The organism is Nocardioides zeae, from assembly GCF_010686755.1.
GTDB lineage: Bacteria > Actinomycetota > Actinomycetes > Propionibacteriales > Nocardioidaceae > Nocardioides > Nocardioides zeae.
Genome location: NZ_JAAGXA010000003.1, coordinates 106,160 through 129,719 on the forward strand (window position 1 = coordinate 106,160; position 23,560 = coordinate 129,719).

At 74.2% G+C, this 23,560-nt stretch carries 20 protein-coding genes; 12 read left to right on the top strand and 8 right to left on the bottom strand.

What is annotated here, in order from left to right; all coding sequences use genetic code 11:
• Positions 1-86: 86 nt before the first annotated feature.
• Genes G3T38_RS05545 through G3T38_RS05560 form a run of 4 tightly spaced genes read right to left on the bottom strand, consistent with a single transcriptional unit; the run spans position 87 to position 4,824 of the window.
• On the bottom strand, positions 87-797 hold the full coding sequence (locus G3T38_RS05545; protein ID WP_163771106.1) for an ABC transporter ATP-binding protein: 711 nt from the start codon (positions 795-797) through the stop codon (positions 87-89).
• On the bottom strand, positions 794-2,731 hold the full coding sequence (locus G3T38_RS05550) for an ABC transporter permease subunit (RefSeq protein ID WP_163771107.1): 1,938 nt from the start codon (positions 2,729-2,731) through the stop codon (positions 794-796). Before G3T38_RS05550 ends, G3T38_RS05545 begins: the two co-directional genes overlap by 4 nt.
• On the bottom strand, positions 2,728-3,594 hold the full coding sequence (locus tag G3T38_RS05555; RefSeq protein ID WP_163771108.1) for a branched-chain amino acid ABC transporter permease: 867 nt from the start codon (positions 3,592-3,594) through the stop codon (positions 2,728-2,730). Before G3T38_RS05555 ends, G3T38_RS05550 begins: the two co-directional genes overlap by 4 nt.
• Positions 3,595-3,636: 42 nt before the next feature.
• Positions 3,637-4,824, bottom strand: coding sequence for an ABC transporter substrate-binding protein (locus G3T38_RS05560; RefSeq protein ID WP_163771109.1), 1,188 nt, complete (start codon positions 4,822-4,824; stop codon positions 3,637-3,639).
• A gap of 262 nt (positions 4,825-5,086) precedes the next feature.
• On the opposite strand from G3T38_RS05560, the gene G3T38_RS05565 reads away from it, so the two are divergent.
• Together G3T38_RS05565 and G3T38_RS05570 are read left to right on the top strand one after the other, a co-directional pair.
• On the top strand, positions 5,087-5,668 hold the full coding sequence (locus G3T38_RS05565; protein WP_163771110.1) for a TetR-type transcription factor C-terminal domain-containing protein: 582 nt from the start codon (positions 5,087-5,089) through the stop codon (positions 5,666-5,668).
• A gap of 94 nt (positions 5,669-5,762) precedes the next feature.
• Positions 5,763-7,292: an AMP-binding protein gene (locus G3T38_RS05570; RefSeq protein WP_163771111.1), complete on the top strand. Its 1,530-nt coding sequence runs from the start codon at positions 5,763-5,765 to the stop codon at positions 7,290-7,292.
• Between the two features lie 15 nt (positions 7,293-7,307).
• On the opposite strand, the gene G3T38_RS05575 is transcribed toward G3T38_RS05570, so the two are convergent.
• On the bottom strand, positions 7,308-7,553 hold the full coding sequence (locus G3T38_RS05575; protein WP_163771112.1) for a hypothetical protein: 246 nt from the start codon (positions 7,551-7,553) through the stop codon (positions 7,308-7,310).
• Positions 7,554-7,731: 178 nt separating this feature from the next.
• Here G3T38_RS05575 and G3T38_RS05580 point away from each other — a divergent pair, with 178 nt between their 5' ends.
• From G3T38_RS05580 to G3T38_RS05605, 6 genes are all read left to right on the top strand, one after another.
• Positions 7,732-9,102 (top strand): cytochrome P450, encoded by a 1,371-nt coding sequence (locus G3T38_RS05580; protein WP_163771113.1) that lies wholly within the window; start codon positions 7,732-7,734, stop codon positions 9,100-9,102.
• 55 nt (positions 9,103-9,157) lie between these two features.
• Entirely contained in the window at positions 9,158-10,375 is a 1,218-nt protein-coding gene (locus G3T38_RS05585; RefSeq protein WP_163771114.1) for a sensor histidine kinase, read from the top strand.
• Positions 10,376-10,385: 10 nt separating this feature from the next.
• Positions 10,386-11,123, top strand: a complete 738-nt coding sequence (locus G3T38_RS05590) for a response regulator (RefSeq protein WP_163771115.1) — start codon at positions 10,386-10,388, stop codon at positions 11,121-11,123.
• A gap of 22 nt (positions 11,124-11,145) precedes the next feature.
• Positions 11,146-12,018, top strand: coding sequence for a serine hydrolase (locus G3T38_RS05595; RefSeq protein ID WP_163771116.1), 873 nt, complete (start codon positions 11,146-11,148; stop codon positions 12,016-12,018).
• Positions 12,019-12,409: 391 nt separating this feature from the next.
• Positions 12,410-13,231, top strand: coding sequence for an ABC transporter ATP-binding protein (locus G3T38_RS05600; RefSeq protein ID WP_163771117.1), 822 nt, complete (start codon positions 12,410-12,412; stop codon positions 13,229-13,231).
• Positions 13,228-15,756 carry an FtsX-like permease family protein gene (locus G3T38_RS05605; RefSeq protein ID WP_163771118.1) on the top strand — a complete coding sequence of 843 codons (2,529 nt, stop codon included), beginning with the start codon at positions 13,228-13,230 and terminating at the stop codon, positions 15,754-15,756. Before G3T38_RS05600 ends, G3T38_RS05605 begins: the two co-directional genes overlap by 4 nt.
• Before the next feature lie 119 nt (positions 15,757-15,875).
• Here the strand turns inward: G3T38_RS05605 and G3T38_RS05610 are convergent, their stop codons facing one another.
• Positions 15,876-16,172 carry a YciI family protein gene (locus tag G3T38_RS05610; RefSeq protein ID WP_163771119.1) on the bottom strand — a complete coding sequence of 99 codons (297 nt, stop codon included), beginning with the start codon at positions 16,170-16,172 and terminating at the stop codon, positions 15,876-15,878.
• A 40-nt stretch (positions 16,173-16,212) separates the two neighbouring features.
• Here G3T38_RS05610 and bagA point away from each other — a divergent pair, with 40 nt between their 5' ends.
• Together bagA and bagB are read left to right on the top strand one after the other, a co-directional pair.
• The gene (bagA, locus tag G3T38_RS05615; RefSeq protein WP_338037487.1) at positions 16,213-17,247 is read left to right on the top strand and encodes an ATPase BagA; all 1,035 of its coding nucleotides are present in this window, start codon (positions 16,213-16,215) and stop codon (positions 17,245-17,247) included.
• The gene (bagB, locus tag G3T38_RS05620) at positions 17,244-18,539 is read left to right on the top strand and encodes an ArsA family ATPase (RefSeq protein ID WP_163771121.1); all 1,296 of its coding nucleotides are present in this window, start codon (positions 17,244-17,246) and stop codon (positions 18,537-18,539) included. The genes bagA and bagB overlap by 4 nt, the downstream gene beginning before the upstream one ends.
• A 58-nt stretch (positions 18,540-18,597) precedes the next feature.
• Here the strand turns inward: bagB and G3T38_RS05625 are convergent, their stop codons facing one another.
• Positions 18,598-18,879: a WhiB family transcriptional regulator gene (locus G3T38_RS05625; protein ID WP_163771315.1), complete on the bottom strand. Its 282-nt coding sequence runs from the start codon at positions 18,877-18,879 to the stop codon at positions 18,598-18,600.
• A gap of 246 nt (positions 18,880-19,125) precedes the next feature.
• Between G3T38_RS05625 and G3T38_RS05630 the strand changes: the two genes are divergently transcribed.
• Positions 19,126-21,555 (top strand): transglycosylase domain-containing protein, encoded by a 2,430-nt coding sequence (locus G3T38_RS05630; protein WP_194247563.1) that lies wholly within the window; start codon positions 19,126-19,128, stop codon positions 21,553-21,555.
• 284 nt (positions 21,556-21,839) lie between these two features.
• Complete coding sequence (locus tag G3T38_RS05635; protein ID WP_163771122.1) at positions 21,840-22,319, top strand: septum formation family protein; 480 nt, start codon at positions 21,840-21,842, stop codon at positions 22,317-22,319.
• Between the two features lie 106 nt (positions 22,320-22,425).
• Here G3T38_RS05635 and purM read toward each other — a convergent pair whose 3' ends face one another.
• Positions 22,426-23,505: a phosphoribosylformylglycinamidine cyclo-ligase gene (purM, locus tag G3T38_RS05640; RefSeq protein WP_163771123.1), complete on the bottom strand. Its 1,080-nt coding sequence runs from the start codon at positions 23,503-23,505 to the stop codon at positions 22,426-22,428.
• Between the last annotated feature and the right edge of the window lie 55 nt (positions 23,506-23,560).

Sequence of the window (23,560 nt, forward strand, 5' to 3'; positions counted from 1 at the left end):
CCTTGTCCCGAAACTTACCGAACGCTCGCTTAGATAGCATGACGGGTGCGACCCCGGTGGTCAACCAGGGCCGCACCCCTCCCGGCTCAGACGCCGAGGTACGCCTTGCGGATCATCTCCGAGGTGCGCAGCTCCTCGGCGTCGCCCGACACGACGATCCGCCCGTGCTCGATGACGTGACCGGTGGTGGCGAGCCGGAGCGCGGCGTCGACCCGCTGCTCCACGAGCACCACGCCGGCCCCGGTCTCCTCCGCGATCATCGCGACGAGGCGGAACACCTCCGAGCTCAGCCGGGGGCTGAGGCCGAGGGACGGCTCGTCGAGCAGCAGGTAGCGCGGGCGCGACGCGGCGGCGCGCGCCAGGGCGACCATCTGCTGCTCGCCGCCCGACAGGAGGCCCGCCCGCTGCCCCCAGCGCTCCCGCAGCCGCGGGAAGGCGTCGAGCAGGTGCTCGACGACGTCCGGGTCGCCACGGCGACCGCGGGCCGCGTGCCGTCCCATCCCCACGTTCTCCGCGACGGTGAGCCCGCCGAAGAGGCGACGCCCCTCGGGCACGTGGACGAGCCCGAGCCGGGCCCGCCGCTCCGGGCGCAGCCGGTGCACCGGCGTGCCGTCGAGCGTGATCGTGCCCGCCGTCGTCGTCAGCAGTCCGCTGATGGTCTGCGCCAGCGTCGACTTGCCGGCGCCGTTGGCGCCCACGACGGACACGATCTCCCCGCGGGGCACCTCGAGGTCGACGCCGTGCAGCACGGCCAGCCGGCCGTAGCCCGACGCGACCTTCTCCAGCACGAGGCTCATGCCGTCTCCTCCATCTCCACGCCGAGGTAGGCCTCGACGACCGCCGGCTCGGCGAGCACCTCGGCCGCCGTGCCGTGCGCCAGCACGGCGCCGCTCTCCATGCAGGTCACCTCGTCGGACACCTGGGTCACGAGGTCCATGTGGTGCTCGACCACGACCATCGCCAGGCCCTGGGCGCGCAGCGTGAGCATCAGTCGGCCCAGCTCCGCGGTCTCCGCCGTGTTGAGGCCCGCGGCTGGCTCGTCGAGGATGAGCAGCCGCGGGTCGCTGGCGAGCGCCCGGGCGATCTCGAGCGCCCGCTGCTTGCCGTAGGGCAGGCTGCCGGCCTCGACGTGGCCGTCCCCGCCGAGACCGACGAGCTCGAGCAGCGCGGCCGCGCGGTCCTGCAACTCGCGGGTGCGGCGGTACTGGCCCGGGTCCTTGAGCCACGCCCGCACCAGCGGCAGGCGCCCCGTGTCGGGGAACCCGGCCAGCACGTTCTCGGTCGCGCTCGCGTGGGTGAAGAGGAGCGGCGTCTGGAACGTCCGCGCGACCCCGGCACGCACGATCGCGTGGGTGCGCCGCCCGTCGATGCGGCGACCGTCGAACGTGATCTCGCCGCTGTCGATCCCGTAGACGCCCGTGACCAGGTTGGCCACCGTGGTCTTGCCCGCGCCGTTGGGGCCGATGACCGCGTGGATGGTGCCGCGCCGCACGACGAGCTCGGCCGCCTGCACCGCCTTGATGCCGCCGAAGCTCTTCGACACGCCGCGCACCGCCAGGAGCACGTCGTCGCCGTCGGGCGCGGGGGACGACGCGGTGGCCGACGCGGCGGCCGCCTGCGGGGCGGCCGCGGGGGCGGCCGCGGGGGCGGCGCGCCCCGGGAGCCGGTGCGCCAGCTCGCCGAGCCCGCCCACGATGCCCTGGGGCAGGAACGCGAGGGTGAGCACGAGGAGCACGCCGATGAGGCCGGGGGTGGAGAGGTACCAGGTGTCGCTCACCTGGCGCTGCAGGTCCACCAGCGGCGTCAGCACGTCGGTGCGCTGCAGCAGCACGATGATGACGGCGCCGACGAGCGGCCCCGCGACCGTGCCCGCACCACCGAGGATGACCGCGAGGATCATCGTGATGGAGAGCAGCATGGTGAAGCTCTCCGGCTGCAGGTGCGCGAAGACCTGGGCGTAGAACACCCCGCCGAGGGCCCCGTACGTCGAGGCCAGCGCCATCACCGCGACCTTGCGCCCGAAGACGTTGACGCCGAGGTGCGCCGCCAGGTGCTCGCTCGTGCCGATCGCGTGGAGCGAGCGCCCCCAGGGCGAGCGGGCGACGTTGCGGTAGCCGACGAGGGCCACGACGGCGACGACGAGGATCGCGACGACGACGGTCGCCTCGGTGCCGGCGAAGAGGGGCGGCTCGAGGCTGGTGCCGAAGATCTCGATCGGCGGCATGAGGCCGCTGCCGTGGTCGAGGGTGTTGGGGTAGCCCGACAGGCGGCCGAGCGGCGCCCACTCGGCGAGCACGCGCTCGGTGAGGATCGCGACGACCAGCGTGACCATGGCGAACGCCGGGCCACGGAGCCGCATCGTGCAGAGCGCCAGCAGGCCGCCGAACGCCGCCGTGACGACGAGCGCCACCACGATCGCGACCAGCGGGTGGAGGGCGGAGTCGACCGAGAGGTAGGCGCTCACGTAGGCGCCGATCGCGAAGAAGGCGCCCTGCCCCAGCGAGATGAGCCGGGCGTGGCCCGACAGGAGGTTCAGGCCGGCCGCGGCGACGGCGACCGCCACCACGACGGCGGCCGTCTGCGTGCCCGCGAGGGTCGTCCCGTCGCCGCTGAGGGCGGGCACCGCGATCCAGGCCGCGGCCGCCAGCAGCACCACGAGGAAGCCCAGGTCGCGCGCGGCCTCGCCGCGGCGGAGGCGGTCGAGGAGCGAGGGGGCGGGGTTCGGGCTCACAGCTTCGCCTCCATGCGTCGACCGACCAGGCCCTCCGGGCGGAGGACCAGCACCACGATCACCAGCGCCAGACCGGCGACCTGGCCCCAGAGCGCGCCCAGCTCGTAGGCGCTGACCTGCACGACGACCCCGAAGACGACGGCGCCGACGAGCGGTCCCCAGAAGGAGGTGAGGCCACCGATGACCGCCACGGCGAAGGCGGAGACGAGCACGTGCACGCCGAGGCCCGGCGTGGCGCCGACCTCGGAGGCCCACAGCACGCCCGCGAGCGCGGCGAGGGCGGTGGCCGCGGCGTACGCCACCGCGCCCACGAGCCGCGGCGAGATGCCCATGAGCGCGACCGTGCGCGGGTCCTCCGCGACGGCGCGCATGATGACGCCGCCCGAGGTCCAGCGGGAGGCCGCGACGAGCGCGAGCGTCACGACGACCGCGATGACCGCGATCACCAGCGACTGCTTGTTGACCCCCACGCCCAGCACCTCGACGGTGCCGGGGTTGCGGGTCAGCTCGACCCGCTGCGGGTTCGCGCCCTCACCGTTGGTGAAGAGGTTGAGCAGCACGTAGGAGATGCCCACGGTGCTGAGCAGCCAGCGCGAGTCGTGCTCGCCGCGCGCGAAGGGCAGCACCAGCCAGCGGTGCACCACCGCGCCCAGCGCGCCGCCGACGAGCACGACGACGGCGAGCTTCCCCGGGGTGGGCAGCCACGACCAGCTGCCCACCCCCAGGGCGAGGAAGCCGCCGACGGCGAGGAGCTCACCGGAGGCGAAGTTGAGGGTGCGGGTGGTGACGAACGTCAGCACCAGCCCCTGGCCGACCAGGGCGTACAGCCCCGCCAGCACGATCCCGGACACCACGGCGTCCATCGGCGACCTCTCTCCCTGCTCTCGGGTTCTCGGGTACGGCGCTCAGCAGCCGTCGGCGATGCAGGAGGCCAGGTCGCCCCGGGCCTCCAGCGCGCCCTCGCCGTCGAAGCCGAAGACGATCCACTGCGAGGGGTCCTCGGGCTCGTAGATCTCGTGGTCACCCGCACCGAACGGCTTCTCGTAGACGTCGTCGCGCACGGAGACCTGCTCGAGGCCCTCCATCGCCTCGCGGACGCCGTCGAAGTCGCGGGCGTCGCCCACCTCGGCCACGGCCTGGAGGTAGGTGTCGACGGCCGCCATCCAGCTGTAGACGTTGGTCGGGATGATCGGCGCCTCGCCGTACTCCGCCTCGTAGTCCGCCGCGATGCCCGCCACGGTGTCGCCGGTCAGGTCGCGCGGGTCGATGAAGACCAGGTTCTCCCACTGCTCGGGGTCGGCCAGCGTCGCGAAGTCCGCGAGGATCGTCGCGTTGGTGACGACCCGGTCGGCGGCGAGGCCCTCCTGGGCGATCGCCTTGGTGACGGTCGCCGTGTCGGCGCCGGCCGTGATGGCGAGGAAGACGGTGTCGACACCGGCGGCCGCGAGGCGGGAGATGCCGGCGCTGAAGTCGGTCGTGCCGGGCTGGATCGCCTCGACGGCCGCGATCTCGGCGCCCAGCTCCTCGGCCTCGGCCTCGATGGACTCGGCGCCGCTCTGCCCGTAGGCGTCGGCCGAGTGCACGATGCCCACGGTGCTGTCACCCGAGAAGAGGTACTGCGCCACGACGGAGGAGAGGTCGCTGGCGTTGTAGTTGGTGCGGAACAGCCAGTTGGGGTCGAGCGACTCGTCCATGATCTCCGGGGCCAGCGCGGCGCTCAGCCACGGGCGGCCGCTGCGCTGGATCACGTCGGCCACCTGGAGGGCGTTGCCCGACTGCGGCGGACCGAAGATCGCGTCCACGTCCTCGGTGTTGAGCAGCTGCTGGACGGCCGCGGAGGCGCCGTCGGGGGTGCCCTTGTCGTCGACCGTGACGATCTCGACCTCGAGGCCGTACTCGTCGGCGAGGTCGGCCACGGCGAGCTCCACCGGGCGCACGAGGTCGGTGTAGAACTGCGGCGCCGCGCCCGTCTCGGGACCGACGAGGCCGATGCGCACCACACCGTCCTCGCGCTCGGACGAGCTGTCGTTGCCACACGCGGCGAGGCTGGCCACCGAGGCCACGGCGAGCGCTGCGACTGCGAACTTCTTCATGGTTCTTCTCCTGGAGTCGGCCGCTCCCGTCGAGCGTGACCGGCGTCACCGTACGGTTCGGCGACGCCGATTGCAATACCGAACGCTCGCTATAAATAGGTAGCGCAAAGCCCGCCGTTGCTAGCAGTTGTGCAGATACGCTCACCGAGCGATCGTTAGGTTGCCGCTCGCCGCGCCCTCCTCGACACCCACTCCGGGGCGGACATCAGGCAGGATCAGCGACCACATCGGCCACCGCGGCCGGCACGAGGCAGGAGCACACATGGCGACGTCGGGACGCCGGGGCGGGCGCGCGGTCATCATCGAGGGCGCGGTCGAGCTCTTCGGCAAGGTCGGCTACCACGGGGCCTCGACCCGGGACATCGCCGCCGCCGCAGACGTGACGGTCGCGTCGATCTACTACCACTTCAAGTCGAAGCAGCAGATCCTCCAGGCGATCATGGTCGAGATCCTCAGCGAGGTCATCGAGGAGACCCGGTCGGCCGTGCTCGCCGCCGGCGGGGACGCCGACGACCAGCTGCGCGCCCTCGTCCGCACCTGGGTGCTCTTCCACATCCGCCGCCAGCGGGAGGCCCTGATCGGCGCCTCGGAGATCCGCAGCCTCGACGAGGAGGGGCTCACCGCGATCATCGGGCTGCGCGACCAGCAGGAGACGCTGTTCCGGGCGGTCGTCGACCGTGGTGTCGCCGACGGCACCTTCGGCACGCCGCACCCGCGCGAGGCCGCGCGCGCCATCATCAACATGAGCCGGTCGATCGTCACCTGGTACCGGCCCGACGGCCCGGTCTCGCCGGAGGAGATGGCGGCGACGTACGCCGACCTCGCCCTGGCGATGGCGCGCTGACGCCCACCTCCGCAGGGACGCGTGTTGACGCCTCCTGTGGCCCGGCTTACATTACCCGGGTAACTGAGCGAGCGTTCGTTTAGAAGGAGTGGCAGTGGACTTCCCCGACGCACATGCGGAGCGCACGCCGGACAAGGTGGCCTACGAGCTGGGCGACACGCAGGTGACCTACGCCGAGCTGGTCGACGACTCGATCCGCATCGCCAACCTGCTGCGCGAGCGGGGGATCGCCGACGGCGACGTCGTGGCCCTCCTGCTGCCCAACGTCGTCGGGCTGCTCGAGGTCGCCTGGGCGGCCCAGCGCTCGGGTCTGCGCTACACCGCGATCGCCGAACGCCTGACCGCGAGCGAGATCGCCTACATCCTGGCCGACTCCGGTGCCCGCGCCCTGTTCACCGCCACGAGCCACGCCGCCGTGGCCGCCAAGGCGCTCGCGGAGGTGGGCCGCCCCGTCGCGGGCTTCACCGTCGACGGGCCCGCCGCCGGGCTCGAGGACGTCTTCGAGGACCTCCGCCCGCTCCTGCCCGCCCAGCCCGCGGAGCCGACCGGCCCCGAGCGCGAGGGCGTCGACCTGCTCTACTCCTCCGGCACCACCGGCCGCCCCAAGGGCGTCGCCGCGAACCTGCCGGACGCGCCGCTGGGCACCGCGCCCGGGACGGCTCCGTTCCTCCAGGCCACGTGGGGCTTCGACGCCGACACGGTCTACCTCTCCCCCGCCCCGCTCTATCACGCGGCCCCGCTGCGCACCTCGATGACGGTGCAGCGCTTCGGCGGCTCCGTGGTCGTCATGCCGAAGTTCGACGCGGCCGAGGCCCTGCGCCTCATCGAGGCGCGCCGCGTGACCCACACCCAGATGGTGCCGACGATGTTCGTGCGGATGCTGCAGCTCCCCGACGAGGTGCGCGCGGCCGCCGACCTCTCCTCGCTCCAGGCCGTCATCCACGCCGCCGCGCCCTGCCCGCCCGACGTGAAGCGGGCGATGATCGACTGGGTCGGCCCGATCGTGGACGAGTACTACTCGTGCACCGAGGCCATCCTCCTCACCGTCATCCGCTCGGCGGAGGCGCTCGAACGCCCGGGCTCGGTGGGTCGCGCCGTGCTGGGCACGCCGCACGTCCTCGACGCCGAGGGCAACGAGCTCCTGCCCGGCGAGCACGGCACGATCTGGTCGGAGGGCGGGCTCGACTTCACCTACCTCAACGCCCCCGAGAAGACCGAGGCGACGCGCAACGAGCGGGGCTGGCGCACCGTCGGCGACCTCGGGTACGTCGACGCCGACGGCTACCTCTACCTCAGCGACCGCCGCGAGGACCTCGTGCTCGTCGGGGGCGTCAACGTCTACCCGCAGGAGGCGGAGAACCTCCTCGTCGCGCACCCCGACGTCGCCGACGCCGCCGTCTTCGGCGTGCCGCACCCGGAGTACGGCGCGGAGGTGCGCGCCGTCGTGCAGCTGCGGCCGGGGCTCGACCCGAGCCCGGAGCGGGCCGAGGCGCTGCTCGAGCACGTGCGGGAGCACCTCACCCGGGTGAAGTGCCCGCGCACCCTGGACTTCGCCGACGAGCTGCCGCGCACGCCGACCGGCAAGCTGCTGCGGCGCGTGCTCAAGGAGCAGTACGCGGGGTGACCCGCGGCGTACGGGTCAGGGCTTCGTCCACTTCGGGTGGTTGCGGTCGCCCTTGCACACCCAGCGCTTGTGGTTCTTGTCGTAGCCGCTCTTGCCGTAGGACGCCTTCGGGCAGAACTGGCCGCCCTTGATGCACGTCCCGCTCGAGGTCTTGGTGCAGGCCGGCGGCGGCGCGGCGTGGGCGGCGGGGCCGATGGCCGGGGACGCCACCAGGCCGGCGAGGACGAGCGTGATGGCGGCGAGCAGGGTGCGGAACCTCATGGAGGCACGCTAGGAAGCGGGGGCCTGCCTGTCCCGGATTCGCGGGGAGACGCCCCAGAGGTCTGGACCGGCGCCGATCCCGCGGCGTACCCGCTGGTGCGGGGCGATGGACGCACGCCCGGCGGCGACCTAGCGTGGCTCCGTGGAGGCGCACGTGCCCGCACGCCGAGGAGGAGCCATGCTGCTGCTGGACCGCCAGGACCGTGTGCCCGCCGAGCGGGACCCCGTCGGCGACGTCCGCGCGGCCGCCCGGTGGGTGGGCGAGCACGCGCTGACCCGGGCCTTCTTCGAGCACGCGGCGAGGAGCGGAGAGCTCTTCGCGCGCATCGATTGCGACCCGGCGCTGCGGGCGGACCCCTACCCGGCCTACGAGGAGCTGCGCGCCCTGGGGCGCCTCGTGCCGGGCCGCGTCGTCTCCGCGACGACCGACCACGCGCTCACGACGGCCCTCCTGCGCCACCCCGACGTGCGCGTCGGCGCCGGTCTCCGCGACCTGCCCGGTCCCCTCGGCGCCCTGGGACGCTGGGGCACGGACCCGTGGGCCACCGGGCCCATCGACCCGCCCTCGCTGCTCGCCATCGACGGCGTCGACCACGCGCGCCTGCGCCGCCTGGTCAACCGCGCCTTCACCGCGCGACAGGTGCGCGCGCAGGAGGACCTCGTCACCGCCACCGCCGAGCGGCTGCTCGACCGGATCGAGCGGGCCGGAGCGGAGCGCACCGACCTGGTGGACGCTTATGCCGCGCAGCTCCCCGTCGCCGTCATCGGCGCCATCCTCGGCGTGCCCGAGCGCGACCACCGCCAGCTCCGCGCCTGGGGCAACAGCGCCGCGAGCCTCCTCGACCCGGGGCTGCGGTGGGGGCGCTACCGCCGCGCCAGCACCGCGGTGCGCGCGATGCACCGGTGGGTGACGGCGCACGTCGAGGCGAAGCGGCGCGACCCCGGCGACGACCTGCTCAGCCAGCTCGCCCTCCTCGACGGTGACGGCGACGACGCCGTGCTGACCGACCTGGAGCTGCGGGCCGTCGCCCTGCTCGTGCTCGCCGCCGGGTTCGAGACCACCGTCAACCTCATCTCCAACGCGGTCGTGCTGCTCGACGGTCACCGGGACCAGCGGGAGCGCGTGCTCGCCGAGCCCGACCTGTGGGCGGGCGTCGTCGAGGAGACGCTCCGCTTCGACCCGCCGGTGCAGAACTCGCTGCGCGTCGTGCCCCGCGACCTGGAGGTCGACGGGGTCGCCATCGTCGGCGGCACGCCGGTCCTGCTGTTCCTCGCCGCCGCCAACCGCGACCCCGCCGTGTTCGACGACCCGCAGGTCTTCGACGTCGCCCGGCCGAACGCCAACGCCCACCTCGCGTTCTCCTCCGGCGCGCACTACTGCCTCGGGGCGGCCCTGGCCCGGGCCGAGGCGCGGATCGCGCTGCAGATGCTCCACGAGCGGTTCCCCGACCTCCGCGTCGACGGCGCTCCGCGGCGCCGCGAGACCCGCGTGCTCCGCGGCTTCGAGCGCCTGCCGGTCGCCCCCGGCCGGGTCGCCGCGCGCGCCTGACGTCCACCCGCAGGGGGACGCGCGGGGGCGGGGCAGCGCCGTACCCTCGGCGTCCATGAGCACCACCTCCGCGCTCCCCCGGCAGCCGCGGCGCCTGGGGCCGCGGGGCGCGGCGTGGTTCGACCGGGGCCTGGCGCTCGGGCTCACCGGCCTCAGCGTGCTCTCCGGCGTCGCCGCCGGGTCCCTCGCCTGGATCGGGCTGGGGCTGCTGCAGTGCGCGCCGCTGTGGTGGCGGCGCCGCTTCCCCGTGGCCGTCTACGCAGCGGTCGCCGCCGCCAGCGCGCTGCAGGTGCTGGTGCTCGACATGCCCGTGTTCTCGCAGCTCGCCTATCCCGTCGCCGTCTACTCCGTGGCCCGCTACACCTCCACAGTCCCCGGGGCCCTCGCCCTCGTCGTCGGCCTCGTCGCGGCTGCCACGGCCGCCGTGGACTGGACCTCGCCGTACGTGCCGCCGAACGACCACCCCCTGCAGCAGGTGGTCAGCTACGCGACCACGATCGGCGTCATCGTGCTCGCCGCGTGGGCGCTGGGGACGCTGGGGCGCACGCGGGCGGCGTACGTCGACGCGCTCCGCACCCACGCCGAGCAGGTCGCCCGGGAGGCCGAGCAGCGGGCCGAGCTCGCCGCCTCCGACGAGCGGGCCCGCATCGCGCGCGAGATGCACGACGTGGTCGCGCACGGGCTCTCGGTGATGGTGGTGCAGGCCGACGGGGCGCGGTACGCCGCGGCGAAGGACCCCGACGTCGCCACCACCGCGCTCGGCGCCATCGCGGCGACCGGGCGCGAGTCGCTCGGCGAGATGCGGCGGCTGCTCGGGCTGCTGCGCTCGGAGGAGACCGGGACCCGACCGCAGCCCGGCCTGGACGACCTGGCCGGTCTCCTCGAGCAGGCCCGCGCGGACGGGCTCCCGCTCACCGTGCGGCTCCCCGACCCCCTGCCGGCGGTGCCGACGGGCACGGGCCTCGTCGTCTACCGGGTGCTGCAGGAGGCGCTCACCAACGTACGGCGCCACGCCGGCCCCGTCCGCGACGTCGAGGTGGTCGTCGACGCGGAGCCGGGCGGCCTCGTCGTGCGGGTGACCGACGACGGGCGGGGCGCGGCTGCGGGCTCGTCGGGCTCGTCGGGCTCGTCGGGCGCCGGCGGCTCGGGGCGGGCCGGCGGCGGCCTCGGGCTCGTCGGGATGCGCGAGCGGGTGCGCGCCGCGGGCGGGACGCTCGCGACCGGACCGCGCGGGGGCGGAGGGTTCGAGGTCGTGGCGCGGGTGCCGGTGTGAGGATGCCGGGGTGAGCGCCTCGCCGATCCGCGTCTTCCTCGTCGACGACCAGCAGATGGTGCGGGCCGGGTTCCGCATGCTCGTGGAGAGCCAGGACGACCTCGTCGTCGTCGGGGAGGCCGGCGACGGCGCCGAGGCGCTGCGGCTCCTGGACGCACCGGTGGGCGCCGCGCGGCCCGTCGCCGACGTCGTGCTCATGGACGTGCGGATGCCGCGGCTCGACGGCGTCGAGGCCACGCGGGCCCTGGCCGCGCGGGCCGACACCGGGGCGCCCGTGCCCCGCGTGATCGTGCTGACGACGTTCGACCTCGACGAGTACGCCTTCGCCGCTCTCAAGGCCGGCGCCTCCGCGTTCCTCCTCAAGGACGCCACCCCGCCCGACCTGCTGGAGGCCGTACGACGCGTGCACGCCGGCGACGCCGTCGTCGCGCCCTCCACGACCCGTCGCCTGCTCGACCACGTCGCGGCGACGCTGCCGGACGGGCTCGACCGCGGCGTACCGGGATCGCCGGGCGCGCCCGCCTCGCCCGCCGACCACCCGCGGCTCGCGACCCTGACCGAGCGCGAGGCCGAGGTGCTCGCCCTCGTCGCGCGTGGCCTGTCGAACGGGGAGATCGCCGCCGAGCTCGTGCTGGGCGAGGCGACGGTGAAGACGCACGTGGGCCGGCTGCTCGCCAAGACCGGCTCCCGCGACCGGGTGCAGCTCGTCGTGCTCGCCTACGAGGCGGGCGTGGTCGGACCGGGCTGAGCCCGGGTGGGACACTCCCCGCGTGTCCCGCGCCCAGCAGCTCCTCGACCACGTCGTGGCGGCCGCCGAGGAGGACGGGTTCGGCGCGCACGCCGCCCACGTGCTCGTCGGCGACGACGCCGCGCGGCACCTGTGGAGCGAGGACGTGCGACGCGACGTCCACTCCGCCGCCAAGGGCGTCTGCGTGCTCGCGGCGGGCATCGCCCACGACGAGGGGATCTTCGACGTCGACGCCCCGGTCGCGCGGTGGTTCCCCGACGTGGCCGTGGGCGCGGGGGTCGAGGCCGTCACGACACGGCACCTGCTGGGGATGACGAGCGGCATCGACCTCCCCTGGTCGGAGACGCTGCTGACCGACTGGCCGGACCTCGCGGTCGAGCTCCTGTCCCGGCCGTCCGCCGGGCGGGTGTTCCAGTACTCCAACGCCAGCACCTACACCGCCATGCGCGCGCTCGGGACCGTCGTCGGCGACGTCGCCGCCTGGCTCGGCCCCCGGCTGTTCGCGCCGCTCGGCATCGACGCACCGCCGTGGGACCGCTGCCCGCACGGGTGGATCGCCGCCGGCGGGGGCCTCCACCTCACGGTCGACGAGCTCGCCCGCCTCGGACGGCTCGTCCGGGACGGCGGCTGCTGGGAGGGGACGCGCCTGGTCTCCGCGGACTGGCCGCGCGCCCTGCGCACGACCTGGGTCGAGCGGGACGCCCACCCCTCCTACGCCCGGTACGGCCTCGGCGCCTGGGGCGGACCCGGCGACGCGTGGCGCCTGCACGGCGCCCACGGCCAGCTGGTGATCCTCCGCGGCGACACGGTCGTGACCCTCACCGCCCACGACCACGCCGGCGCCGACCGGATGGCGGAGCGCGTCGTCGAGGCGGCGTCGTCGGTGCCGGGCTGAGGTGCCGGGCTGAGGAGCCGGGCTGAGGAGCCGGGCTGAGGTGCCGGGCTGAGGAAAGTGCGCGCCGGGGAAGGAAAACGCGGACCGAGAGGCCCCCTGGATCGATCCATCCGAGGCTCCGGTCCGCGTTCTCTTTCTCCCGGCTCCCGACCGGTCCGCGTTTTCTTCGTCGGGGCCGGGGCCGGGTGGGGCGTCGGTGCGACGCACCGCGTGGCCGACCCGCCCCGGCTGCACTTTTCCGAGCCCCCGCCGAACCCGCCCACCCCGGCCGCCTCCACCCACGGGTGGAGGCGGGGTCCACCGCGGGTCGCACCCGCGTCGTACCACCGCCCCCGAGGATCAACCGCTCGCGTGACGACGCGGAGGGGGCGCCGTCCCTAGCGTTCCGGTCATGTCCACCACACCCTTCACCGACCTGGTCCAGCCCGCCCCGAGCGGACCCGTCCTCGCGGCGAGCGCCCGGGGCCTGACGAAGACCTACGGCCGGGGCGACGCCGAGGTGCACGCCCTCCGCGGCGTCGACCTCGACGTGCCGGCCGGCCGGTTCACGGCGGTCATGGGCACCTCGGGGTCCGGCAAGTCCACCCTCATGCACTGCCTGGCGGGGCTCGACCAGCCGTCCGCGGGCTCCGTGACGATCGCCGGGCGTCGGCTCGACGGGCTCGGCGACGACGACCTGACGCGGTTCCGGCGCGACCACGTCGGCTTCGTCTTCCAGGCGTTCAACCTGCTGCCGATGCTGACCGCCGGCCAGAACATCCTGCTGCCGTTCGAGCTCGCGGGCCGGAAGGTCGACGCGGGCGTCCGGGCGCGGTACGACGAGGTCGTCGCCACCCTCGGCCTCGGCGACCGCCTCGGGCACCGCCCGGGGGAGCTGTCCGGCGGCCAGCAGCAGCGAGTGGCCATCGCCCGCGCGCTCGTCGCGCAGCCCGCCATCGTCTTCGCGGACGAGCCGACCGGCAACCTCGACTCGGACACGTCCGCGGAGGTGCTCGGCTTCCTGCGGCGCTGCGTCCGCGAGCTCGGCCAGACGGTGGTGATGGTGACGCACGAGCTGGACGCCGCGGCGTACGCCGACGACGTCGTCGTGCTCGCCGACGGCACGGTGCGGGCGCACCTCGTCGAGCCGGACGCCGACCGGCTCGTCGCGACGCTGCGGCCGGGCAGCACGGGTCCCCTCAGCACGGGCGGGCACGGGGGTGTCGCCCGATGAGGACCGTGCTGCTCGCGTCGCTGCGGACGCACACCCGGCGCTACGTGGCCGCCGTGCTCGCGGTCGCGATCGCCGTCGCCTTCGTCGTCGTGACCGACGCACTCGCCTCGGCGGCACGGGGCGGGCTCACCGAGGAAGTGGGCAAGCCCTACGAGAAGGGGGACCTCGTCGTCACCGGCGGGGCGGTCGACGGGTGGCCCTCGAACGAGGGCGTCGAGGCCGTCGTGGGACTCGCCGCGGACGAGGGCGACAGCGCCGCACCGCTGGCCGACGCCTGGCTGCCGGTCGACCGCACCGACGGCACGTCGATCATCGACGACGCCCCGGTCGGCACGTGGCCCGACGACCCGGCCCTCGTGTGGCAGGACCTCGTCGAGGGACGCGGCGTCGCGGCGCCCGACGAGGCCGTCGCCGACGCCTCCCGCGCCCGGGCGAACGACCTCGGGATCGGCGACGAGGTGGTCGTCGGCACCGGGGACGCGGCGACCACCCTCACCATCGTCGGCCTGGCCGACGGCACGACGTTCACCTCGAGCGCCCTGTGGGCGGACTTCTCCGTGGTCGCGTCGTTCGACGGGTGGGCGGCGGAGACGGTGACGTACGCCGTCGGTCCGGGCCGCTCGGTCGACGACGCCGCGGCGGGGATCGCGGCGCTGGGGGGCACGGAGACCGAGGTCGGGGACCTCGTCACCTGGTCGCCCGCCGAGGTCGCCGCCGACCGCCTGCAGAAGGCGAACCAGCAGGTCGACGTGCTGTCCATGGTGGTGCTGCTCTTCGCCGCCATCGCCGCGGTCGTGTCCGTGATGGTCATCGCCAACACGTTCTCGATCCTCTTCGCGCAGCGCCAGCGCGACCTCGCGCTGCTCCGCTGCGTGGGCGCCACCCGCCGGCAGGTACGTCGCTCCGTGCGCCTCGAGGCCCTCGTCGTCGGCCTGCTGTCGTCGGCCACCGGCCTGCTGGTGGGCGCCGCGCTCGGATTCGGCGGCGTCGCGCTGCTGCGGGCGACCGTCGACTTCCCGCTGGGCACGCCGGAGCCGTCACCGGTGTGGTGGGGCGCGGCGTTCGTCGGCGGCGCGCTGACGACGGTGGTCGCGGCCTGGGTCCCGACGCGCACCGCCACCCGGGTCAGCCCGCTCGCCGCCCTGCGCCCGGAGGCGGCGCCGAGCGTCCGCACGGCCGCCGGTCGGGTGCGGATCGCCCTCGGCCTGCTGGTGCTGGGGGCCGGCGCGGTGGGCCTGGCCGCCGCCGTGTCGGCGGCCGACATGGTCGTGATGGTCGCCGGCGGCACCCTGTTCTTCGGCGGCGTCGTCCTGCTCGGCCCCGTCCTCGTGCCGGCCGTGCTGCGGCTCGTGGGCCTGCTCGTGCGCCGTACCGGCCCCACGGCGCGCATCGCCGGGGACAACGCGGTGCGCAACCCGCGGCGTACGGCCGCGACCACCGCCTCCCTCCTCATCGGGGTCACGCTGACGACGGCCGTGCTCACCGGCATGGCGAGCGCCCGCACGGCGACGGACCGGGAGATGGACGAGCAGTACCCGGTCGACGTCACCGTCGCCGCCGAGGACGGCCCCATCGGGGCGGAGCTCGCCGACCGTGTCACCGGCCTCCCCGGGGTCGAGGCGTCCCTGGTCGTGCCGGGCGGCGAGGTCGCAGCGGCACCGGTCGTCGACGACACCGTCGCCGGGGTGCCCGCCGACGAGCTCTTCACCGACGACGCCCTCCCCGTGGTGTCGCCCGGGGCGGCGACCGGGGGCGACCTCGACGAGGTCGTCCGCGGCGACCGCGGGATCGCGCTCCCTCAGGACGACGAGATCCTCGTGCCGTCCGGGATCACCGGCGCGGCGGGGCTGACCGAGCGGCTCGAGGTGAGCACGCCGCGCGGGTCGGTGACCCTGCGGGCGCGCTACGTCGACAGCGCCTGGGGCACGGCGGCCATCGTCGCGCCGGACACCCTGGAGACCCTGCTGGGGCGGGACACGACGGCGTACGCCGCGTGGCTGCGCGCCGACGGCGACGACCTCGACGACCTGCTCGCCGACCTCGACGCGACCACCGCCGGCACCGGGGCGTCGGTGACGCCGCTGGTCGAGCAGCGCAACTGGATCGACCGGCAGCTCGACATCGTCGTCATCGCGGTCGTGGGCCTGCTCGGGATCGGCGTGCTCATCGCGCTCATCGGCATCGGCAACACGCTGGGGCTCTCGGTGCTGGAGCGGTCGCGGGAGAACGCGTTGCTGCGGGCGCTGGGCCTCACGCGGCGGCAGCTGCGCCGCACGCTCGCCACCGAGGGGGTGCTGCTGTCGGTGGTCGCCACGCTCATCGGCACGGCGGTCGGGGTCCTCTTCGCCACGATCGGGGTGAAGGTGATGGTGCAGCCGTCGATCCCGGACGCGGCCATGGTGCTGCCGTACGGACAGCTGGCGGTGGTGGTGCTGGTCGCCGCGCTCGCCGGTCTCGTCGCCTGCGTGCTCCCCGCCCGCCGCGCCTCCCGCACCGCCCCCGCCGCGGGGCTGACGGCGGACTGAGCGCCCGTCCCTGCGCGTCGAGTTGTCACGTACGCCGCATCGGGCGTCGAGTTGTCACGCGTCATTCGTGACAACTCGGCGCGCTCACCGCGGCGTACGTGACAACTCGGCGGGGAACCTCAGGCGAACGCGTCCTTGCCGGGGCCGAGGACGGGGAGCCACTCGCGGACGACCTGGTCGACGACGACGCCGACCTTCACGAACGGGTCCTCCGCCGTCAAGGCCCGCACCTCGTCGGCCGAGTCGCCCCGGAAGAAGATGAGGGCGCCGGCGGGCTCGTCGGCGCCCCAGGGCCCGGAGACGACCAACCGGCCGGCCTCGGCGAGGCCGGCCAGGTACTCCCGGTGCGTCGCCCGCTCCGCGTCCCGCAGGGCCACGTCGTCGGAGTAGGTGTAGGTCACCGCGTAGATGCTCATGCCGGGCATCCTCCCAGGCCCTGCTGGCTATGCTGCGCGCGTGTCCGCCGTCGATCGTCCCGGGCCCGACTGGCCGGGCGTGCAGCTGCACGTCGTCACCGGCAAGGGCGGCACCGGGAAGTCCACCGTCGCTGCCGCGCTCGCCCTCGCGCTCGCCTCGCGGGGCAAGGACGTGCTCCTCTGTGAGGTCGAGGGCCGCCAGGGCATCGCCCGCATGTTCGACGTCGACCCGCTGCCCTACGAGGAGCGCCGGATCGCGAAGGGCCTCCCGGCGGAGCCGAGCGGCGCGGCGGGCACGGTCCACGCCCTGCACATCGACGCCGAGTCGGCGCTGCTCGACTACCTGGCGATGTACTACCGCCTCGGCCGCGCCGGCCGCGCCCTCGACAAGTTCGGCGTCGTCGAGTTCGCGACCACGATCGCCCCCGGCGTGCGCGACGTGCTCCTCACCGGCAAGGTCTTCGAGGCGGCCAAGCCGGGCCGTCGGGGCAAGAACGCGCGCCAGTACGACGCGGTCGTGCTCGACGCGCCCCCGACGGGCCGCATCACCCAGTTCCTCAACGTCTCCGACGAGCTGGCCGGCCTGGCCAAGGTCGGGCCGGTGAAGTCGCAGGCCGACCTCATGATGACCCTGTTCCGCTCCTCGCGGACGGCGGTGCACTTCGTGACCGTGCTCGAGGAGATGCCCGTGCAGGAGACGGCCGACGGGATCGCCGACCTCCGCCGCACCGGGCTGCCCGTGGGCGGGGTCGTGGTCAACCTGACCCGTCCCGACGAGCTGGACGCCGACGACCTGGCGGCCGTCACCGCGGGTACGGCGCAGGCCGCGCCCCTCGCCGAGGACCTGGCCGCCGCGGGGATCGACGGCGGGCCCGACGAGCTCGCCGACCTCGCGGAGCACCTGCTCGCGCAGGGCCGGGACCACGCGGAGCGGAAGGCGCTCGAGGACGCGCAGCGGGCTCTGGTCGCGACGTACGGCGTCCCCACCTACGAGCTGCCCCGCATGGCGGGCGGCGTCGACCTCGGCGGGCTCTACGAGCTGGCCGGGCACCTGCGGCGACAGGGGATGGCATGACGGTCAGCAGCACGCCGGGCGGCGGCGCCGCCGAGCGGCTCGGGAGCCACCGGCGCAGCAGCCACCGGGTCGGCCGCCTGGCCCACGACCCGGCCGAGGCCGCGCCGCACCTCGACCTCGACGCGCTCGTCGACGACCGCGGCACCGGCATCGTCGTGTGCTGCGGGTCCGGCGGCGTGGGCAAGACGACGACGGCCGCGGCGCTGGCGATGCGGGCGGCGGAGCGGGGCCGGAAGGTCGTCGTGCTCACCATCGACCCGGCCCGGCGGCTCGCGCAGTCGATGGGCATCGAGGAGCTCGACAACACGCCGCGCCCCGTCGTCGGGATCGACCCGACCAACGGCGGCTCGCTCGACGCGATGATGCTCGACATGAAGTCGACCTTCGACGAGGTCGTCGAGAGCCAGGCGAGCCCCGAGAAGGCGCGGGCGATCCTGGACAACCCGTTCTACGTCGCGCTGTCGAGCTCGTTCGCGGGCACGCAGGAGTACATGGCGATGGAGAAGCTCGGCCAGATCCACCGCCAGGCGAAGGTCGACGGCACCTACGACCTCATCGTCGTCGACACCCCGCCGTCCCGGTCGGCGCTCGACTTCCTCGACGCCCCCGAGCGGCTCTCGAGCTTCCTCGACGGACGGTTCATCAAGCTGCTGCTCGCCCCGGCGAAGGGTCCCGCGAAGGTGCTCGGCATGGGCTTCGGCCTCATCACCGGGGCGCTGACGAAGGTGCTCGGCGCGCAGGTGCTCACCGACCTGCAGACCTTCGTGGCGGCGTTCGACACCGTCTTCGGCGGGTTCCGGCAGCGCGCCCAGCAGACCTACGCGCTGCTCCAGGACGCCCAGACCGCCTTCGTGGTGGTGGCCGCCCCCGAGCGGGACGCGTTGCGCGAGGCGGCCTACTTCGTCGAGCGTCTCGCGGACGACCGGATGCCGCTCGCCGGCCTCGTGGTCAACCGCGCCCACCCGCGGCCGCCGGTCGACCTGGGCGCCGAGGAGGCCGTCGCCGCCGCGCGCTGGCTGGCGCGGAACGCGGGCTCCGACGCGGGCGGGGACGCTGGCGGGGACGCCCACTCCGCGGGTACGCCGCTGCACGACCCCGCTCTCGCCGAGGGCCTGCTGCGGCTGCACGCCGACCACGTGCGCATCACGGAGCGGGAGGGCGAGCTGCGTCGACGCTTCGCCGCGACCCACCCGGAGGTGGCGACCGCGGTGGTGCCGGCGCTGGCGAGCGACGTGCACGACCTCGACGGGCTCCGTCGGGTCGGCGCGCTGCTGGCCGTCGGCCGGGACTGAGCCCGGGCCTCAGGACTCCCCGAGCCTGAGGACTCCCCGAGCCGCGGGGACCCGGCCGTCAGACGACGGCGGCGGCGTGCTGCGCGCGGGCGCTCTGCAGCACCTCGCGCCACGACTCCTCGGGACGGCGACGCAGCAGCGCGCGGCGCTCCCGCTCGGTCATGCCGCCCCAGACGCCCCACTCGATCTGGTTGTCGAGCGCCTCGGCGAGGCACTCGGTGCGCACGGGGCAGCCCTGGCACATCTGCTTGACCTTGTTCTGCTCGGCGCCGCGCACGAAGAGCTCGTCCGGTGTCGACTTGCGGCAGATCGCCTCGTTCGTCCAGTCCTCGACCCACATGTGATGTCCCCAGATCATCCGGAGGATCCGCAGCCCCACGCCGCTCGTCCTCACTTCTCCAACCCAACATGAAGAAAGGTAAAGAAAGGCTGAGGAGATGGACAGGCCCGCACGGCTCAGATCGCATAGTCCAAATGGACTAGGACGTCCCGTTTCCGTGGCACGGGACCACCCGTTCGGGGGAGCCGTCGGGGGCTGCTGCGCGGAGGAGACCCCTCACAGGTTCACCGCGTACCCTTCTGCACCATGGCCTCCTCTGATCCCGAGCGCCTCACGGCTGCCCGCGTCGTCAAGCACCTCCTCGTGATGGTCGCGGGCTCGGTCGTGCTGGGCGTCGTCGCCTCGGGCCTCGCGCTGCCCTTCGCCGGGCTCCTCGGCGTCGGCGCGCGCAACGTGTCCGAGAGCGTGAAGGAGCTCCCCGCGGAGCTCGAGACCTCCGCGCTGCCGCAGCGCAGCCGGATCCTCGACGCCAACGGCGCCCTGGTGGCGACGCTGTACGACGAGAACCGCGTCAACGTGCCCCTCACCCAGGTGGCGCCGGTGATGCGCGAGGCCATCATCTCGATCGAGGACTACCGCTACTACGAGCACGGCGCCCTCGACATCAAGGGCACGCTGCGCGCGTTCGTCATCAACCAGGCCTCGTCCGGCGTGGTCCAGGGCGGCTCGTCCATCACCCAGCAGATGGTGAAGCTGACGCTGATCCAGCAGGCGGGGGACGACGAGGAGGCCCGGCGGGCGGCGACCGCCGAGACCGTGGCGCGCAAGATCCAGGAGCTGCGCTACGCCATCGCGATCGAGAACACGTACTCCAAGGACTGGATCCTGGAGCGGTACCTCAACCTCGCCTACTTCGGCAACGGCGCCTACGGCATCCAGTCGGCGGCGAAGACCTACTTCGGTGTCGACGCGGCCGACCTCACCCTGCCCCAGGCGGCGCTCCTCGCCGGCCTCGTGCAGAACCCGGTCGGCCTCGACCCGACGGTCAACCCCGACCGCGCCCTCCAGCGCCGCAACGTGGTCATCGACCGCATGGCCCAGCTGAGCGTCATCGACGCCGCGGAGCAGCAGGCGGCCCGCAGCAGCGACCTCGGCGTCAACGTCGCGGCCCCGTCCAACGGCTGCGTCTCCTCGGCGGCGCCGTTCTACTGCGACTACGTGCTGCGCTACCTCGTGGCCGACCCCGCCCTCGGCGAATCGGAGGCCGACCGCCGCGCGCTGCTCTACGAGGGCGGCCTGACGATCCGCACCCCGCTGCGCCTGCCGTTCCAGGCTGCTGCCGACGAGGCCGTCTCCGACACCGTGGACCCCACCGACAACGCCATCGGCGCGCTCGCGATGGTCGAGCCGGGCACGGGCTACGTCCGGGCCGTCGCGCAGTCGCGCCCCATGGGCCGCGACGAGAACGCGGGGCAGACCTACCTCAACTACACGGTGCCCGAGCGTCTCGGCGACGCCAACGGCTTCCAGGCGGGCTCCACGTTCAAGACCTTCGTGCTCGCCGCGGCCCTGGAGCAGGGCATCCCCGTGTCGTGGGGCATCAGCTCGCCCGAGCAGGTGCGGCTGCGCGAGTCGTCCTTCAAGAACTGCGACGGCGAGCCGTACGGCGGGTCGACCATCTGGGACCCGTCCAACTCGACGAGCTCCGGCTACATGACGATGACCACGGGCACCCGTCTGTCGGTCAACACCTTCTACGCCCAGCTCGAGCAGCGCACGGGTCTGTGCGAGCCGTTCGAGCTCGCCCGCGCGATGGGCGTGGAGCTCGACAACCCGACCGGCGCCGAGCAGCCCGACCGCCAGGCGGAGCGCGTGCCGTCCTTCGTGCTGGGCGTCGCCGACGTCAGCCCGATCGAGATGGCCGAGGCCTACGCGACGTTCGCCGCGCGCGGCCAGCACTGCGACGCCCTCCCGGTGCAGCGCATCCTCGACTCCGCCGGCAACGTCCTCAAGGACTACCTGCCGACCTGCGACCAGGTGATCCAGCCGGAGACGGCCGACGCCGTCAACGAGATCCTGTCCGGCGTGCTCGCCCCCGGCGGCTTCGCCTCGGCGCAGAACCTCGGCATCGACAACGCGGGCAAGACCGGTACGACGCAGAACGGTCGCTCCGTGTGGTTCGCGGGCTACACCCCGAACCTCGCGACCGCCGCGATGATCGCGGGCGCCAACAGCGTCGGCTCCCCGATCCCGCTCTCGGGGCAGCGTGTCGGCGGCCGCACCTTCTACAACGTCTCCGCGTCCGGGTACGTCGCACCGATGTGGGGCGACGCCATGCGGGGCGTCCGCGACGAGCTCGCCGGCGACGACTTCGAGCAGTTCAGCGCCGCGGCGCTGCGCGAGGCCGTCGGCCCGCCCGACCCCCAGGGCTTCCTCGGCCTGGGCGGCGGTGGCCGCAGCGAGCGCAGCGGTACGTCGCGGGGCTCGACCACCAACGAGAACCGCACGCGCGCCCCGGAGACGACCGCGCCCGAGCCGGCCGACCCCCAGCCCGGTGCTGGTGCCGGTGGCGGCGGGGACGGTGGCGGCACCGGTGGCGGCGGCACCGGTGGTGGTGCCGGTGGTGGGGACGCCGGCCCCGGCGACGGTGGTGCTGGCCCCGGCGGTGGCGCTGGTCCCGGCGGCGGCACCGGCGGCGGTGGCGGCCCCGGCGGTGGCCCCGGCGCCGGGGGCTGACCCCGCGCCGTACCGGAACGACCCGAGCGCCCGCTCTCCTCACGGAAGGCGGGCGCTCGTGCGTCGGACGCTCGGATCGCGCGGCCGCCCCGAGCGGGGGGCGGGAGATGTGCGGCTGGGACACACCCCCCGCAGGCCGGACAGCACCACCTGCACTGGTGTGGACACGTGTGAGCCATCCCTCACCGCGCCACTCAGGAATCTCTCAGCATCGACGGCCGAGCTTCGCTAGGTTCTCGCTCCGTGTGCCACCGACCGGTTGCGCACGACGGAGAGGGAACCACGTGAAGAACATCATGGCCCGCCGCGTGCTCGCGGCTGGTTTCGCGATCGCCGCCGCCACCACGCTGGCCGCGTGCGGCGAGGACGAGCCCACGCGCGACGCCGACAACAAGATCACCGAGTCGGGCGAGGCGCGAGCTGACGCGATCGAGGTGGGGGACTGCGTCAACGAGCCCGACGGCACCGAGTTCACCAGCGTCTCGGCCGTGCCCTGCGACGAGTCGCACGACTACGAGATCATCCACGAGTTCGAGCTCGACGGCGACGAGTACGACGAGGACGCGATCTTCACCCAGGCGGAGGAGACGTGCGTCGACGAGTTCGAGACGTTCGCCGGCATCTCCTACGACGAGTCGGTCCTCGACTGGGACGTGTTCTACCCGAACGACGTCGCGTGGGACTCGGGTGACCACTCGGCGAAGTGCATCATCTTCGACACCGAGGGCCCGGTCGAGGGCTCCCTCGAGGGCGCTGCGCGCTGACGCAGCCCCACCCACCGGACCCCGGGCACAGCACGAGCGCCCGTCCTCCTCGCGGAGGGCGGGCGCTCGTCGTACGACGGGAAGGGACCGGGCGGCCCCGGCGGGCTCACCAGCCCGGGTGCTGCCCCACCAGGTTGACGGAGCCGGCGCGCTCGCCGTCGGCCAGCGCGCGCACCTCGCCGGCGACCCAGGCCTCGACGCCGGTCTCGGCGAGGATCGCCAGGGCGGCGTCGACCGAGCCGGGGTCGGTGAGGGCCACCATGCCGACGCCGCAGTTGAGCGTGGCCTCGACGTCGGCCTGGGCCACGTCGCCCGCGCGGCGCACGACGTCGAAGACGGGCAGCGGGGACCAGGTGCCGCGGTCGATGGTGACGGTCAGCTCGGCCGGCACGACCCGCTCGAGGTTGGCGGCCAGGCCGCCGCCCGTCACGTGCGCCATCGCGTGCGTGGCGGTCTCGCGGGCGAGCCGCAGGGACGGCTTGGTGTAGAGCTTCGTGGGCGTCAGGAGCTCCTCGCCCAGGGTGTGGCCGAGCTCGTCGACGTGGCGGTCGAGGCTCCAGCCGGCGCCCGCCTCGGAGAGCAGCACGTGGCGCACGAGCGAGTACCCGTTGGAGTGCACGCCCGACGCCTTCATCGCGATGACGACGTCACCGGGACGCACCCGGCCGGGACCGAGCATCTGCTCCGCCTCGACGACGCCGGTGGTGGCGCCCGCGACGTCGTAGTCGTCGGGACCCAGCAGGCCCGGGTGCTCGGCGATCTCGCCGCCGACGAGCGCGCAGCCCGCCTCGACGCACGCCTCCGCGATGCCCTTGACGATCGCGGCGATCCGCTCGGGCACGACCCGACCGGTGGCGATGTAGTCCGTCATGAAGAGCGGCTCCGCGCCGCAGACGACGAGGTCGTCGACGACCATGCCGACGAGGTCGAAGCCGATCGTGTCGTGCTTGTCGAGCGCCTGCGCGATCGCGACCTTCGTGCCGACGCCGTCGGTGGAGGTGGCCAGCACCGGACGGTCGTAGGCCTTGAGCGCGCTCGCGTCGAACAGTCCGGCGAAGCCGCCGAGTCCGCCAATGACCTCGGGACGGCGGGACTTCTCGACCCAGCCCTTCATCAGGTCGATCGCGCGGTCCGCGGCCTCGATGGAGACGCCGGCGGCGGCGTACGCGTTCTCGGGCTGGTTCACGTGGTCTGCTCCCAGGGGTCTGCGGGGTGGTTCGGGCGGGACGGCGGAGGGGGTA

Bases quoted from the DNA above. Each gene is read 5' to 3' on its own strand.
- G3T38_RS05555 (WP_163771108.1), bottom strand. From the start codon at position 3,594: ATGGACGCCGTGGTGTCCGGGATCGTGCTGGCGGGGCTGTACGCCCTG.
- G3T38_RS05575 (WP_163771112.1), bottom strand. From the start codon at position 7,553: ATGAGGTTCCGCACCCTGCTCGCCGCCATCACGCTCGTCCTCGCCGGC.
- G3T38_RS05600 (WP_163771117.1), top strand. From the start codon at position 12,410: ATGTCCACCACACCCTTCACCGACCTGGTCCAGCCCGCCCCGAGCGGA.
- G3T38_RS05565 (WP_163771110.1), top strand. From the start codon at position 5,087: ATGGCGACGTCGGGACGCCGGGGCGGGCGCGCGGTCATCATCGAGGGC.
- G3T38_RS05545 (WP_163771106.1), bottom strand. From the start codon at position 797: ATGAGCCTCGTGCTGGAGAAGGTCGCGTCGGGCTACGGCCGGCTGGCC.
- G3T38_RS05585 (WP_163771114.1), top strand. From the start codon at position 9,158: ATGAGCACCACCTCCGCGCTCCCCCGGCAGCCGCGGCGCCTGGGGCCG.
- G3T38_RS05560 (WP_163771109.1), bottom strand. From the start codon at position 4,824: ATGAAGAAGTTCGCAGTCGCAGCGCTCGCCGTGGCCTCGGTGGCCAGC.
- G3T38_RS05625 (WP_163771315.1), bottom strand. From the start codon at position 18,879: ATGTGGGTCGAGGACTGGACGAACGAGGCGATCTGCCGCAAGTCGACA.
- G3T38_RS05630 (WP_194247563.1), top strand. From the start codon at position 19,126: ATGGCCTCCTCTGATCCCGAGCGCCTCACGGCTGCCCGCGTCGTCAAG.
- G3T38_RS05605 (WP_163771118.1), top strand. From the start codon at position 13,228: ATGAGGACCGTGCTGCTCGCGTCGCTGCGGACGCACACCCGGCGCTAC.
- bagB (WP_163771121.1), top strand. From the start codon at position 17,244: ATGACGGTCAGCAGCACGCCGGGCGGCGGCGCCGCCGAGCGGCTCGGG.
- G3T38_RS05580 (WP_163771113.1), top strand. From the start codon at position 7,732: ATGCTGCTGCTGGACCGCCAGGACCGTGTGCCCGCCGAGCGGGACCCC.
- G3T38_RS05610 (WP_163771119.1), bottom strand. From the start codon at position 16,172: ATGAGCATCTACGCGGTGACCTACACCTACTCCGACGACGTGGCCCTG.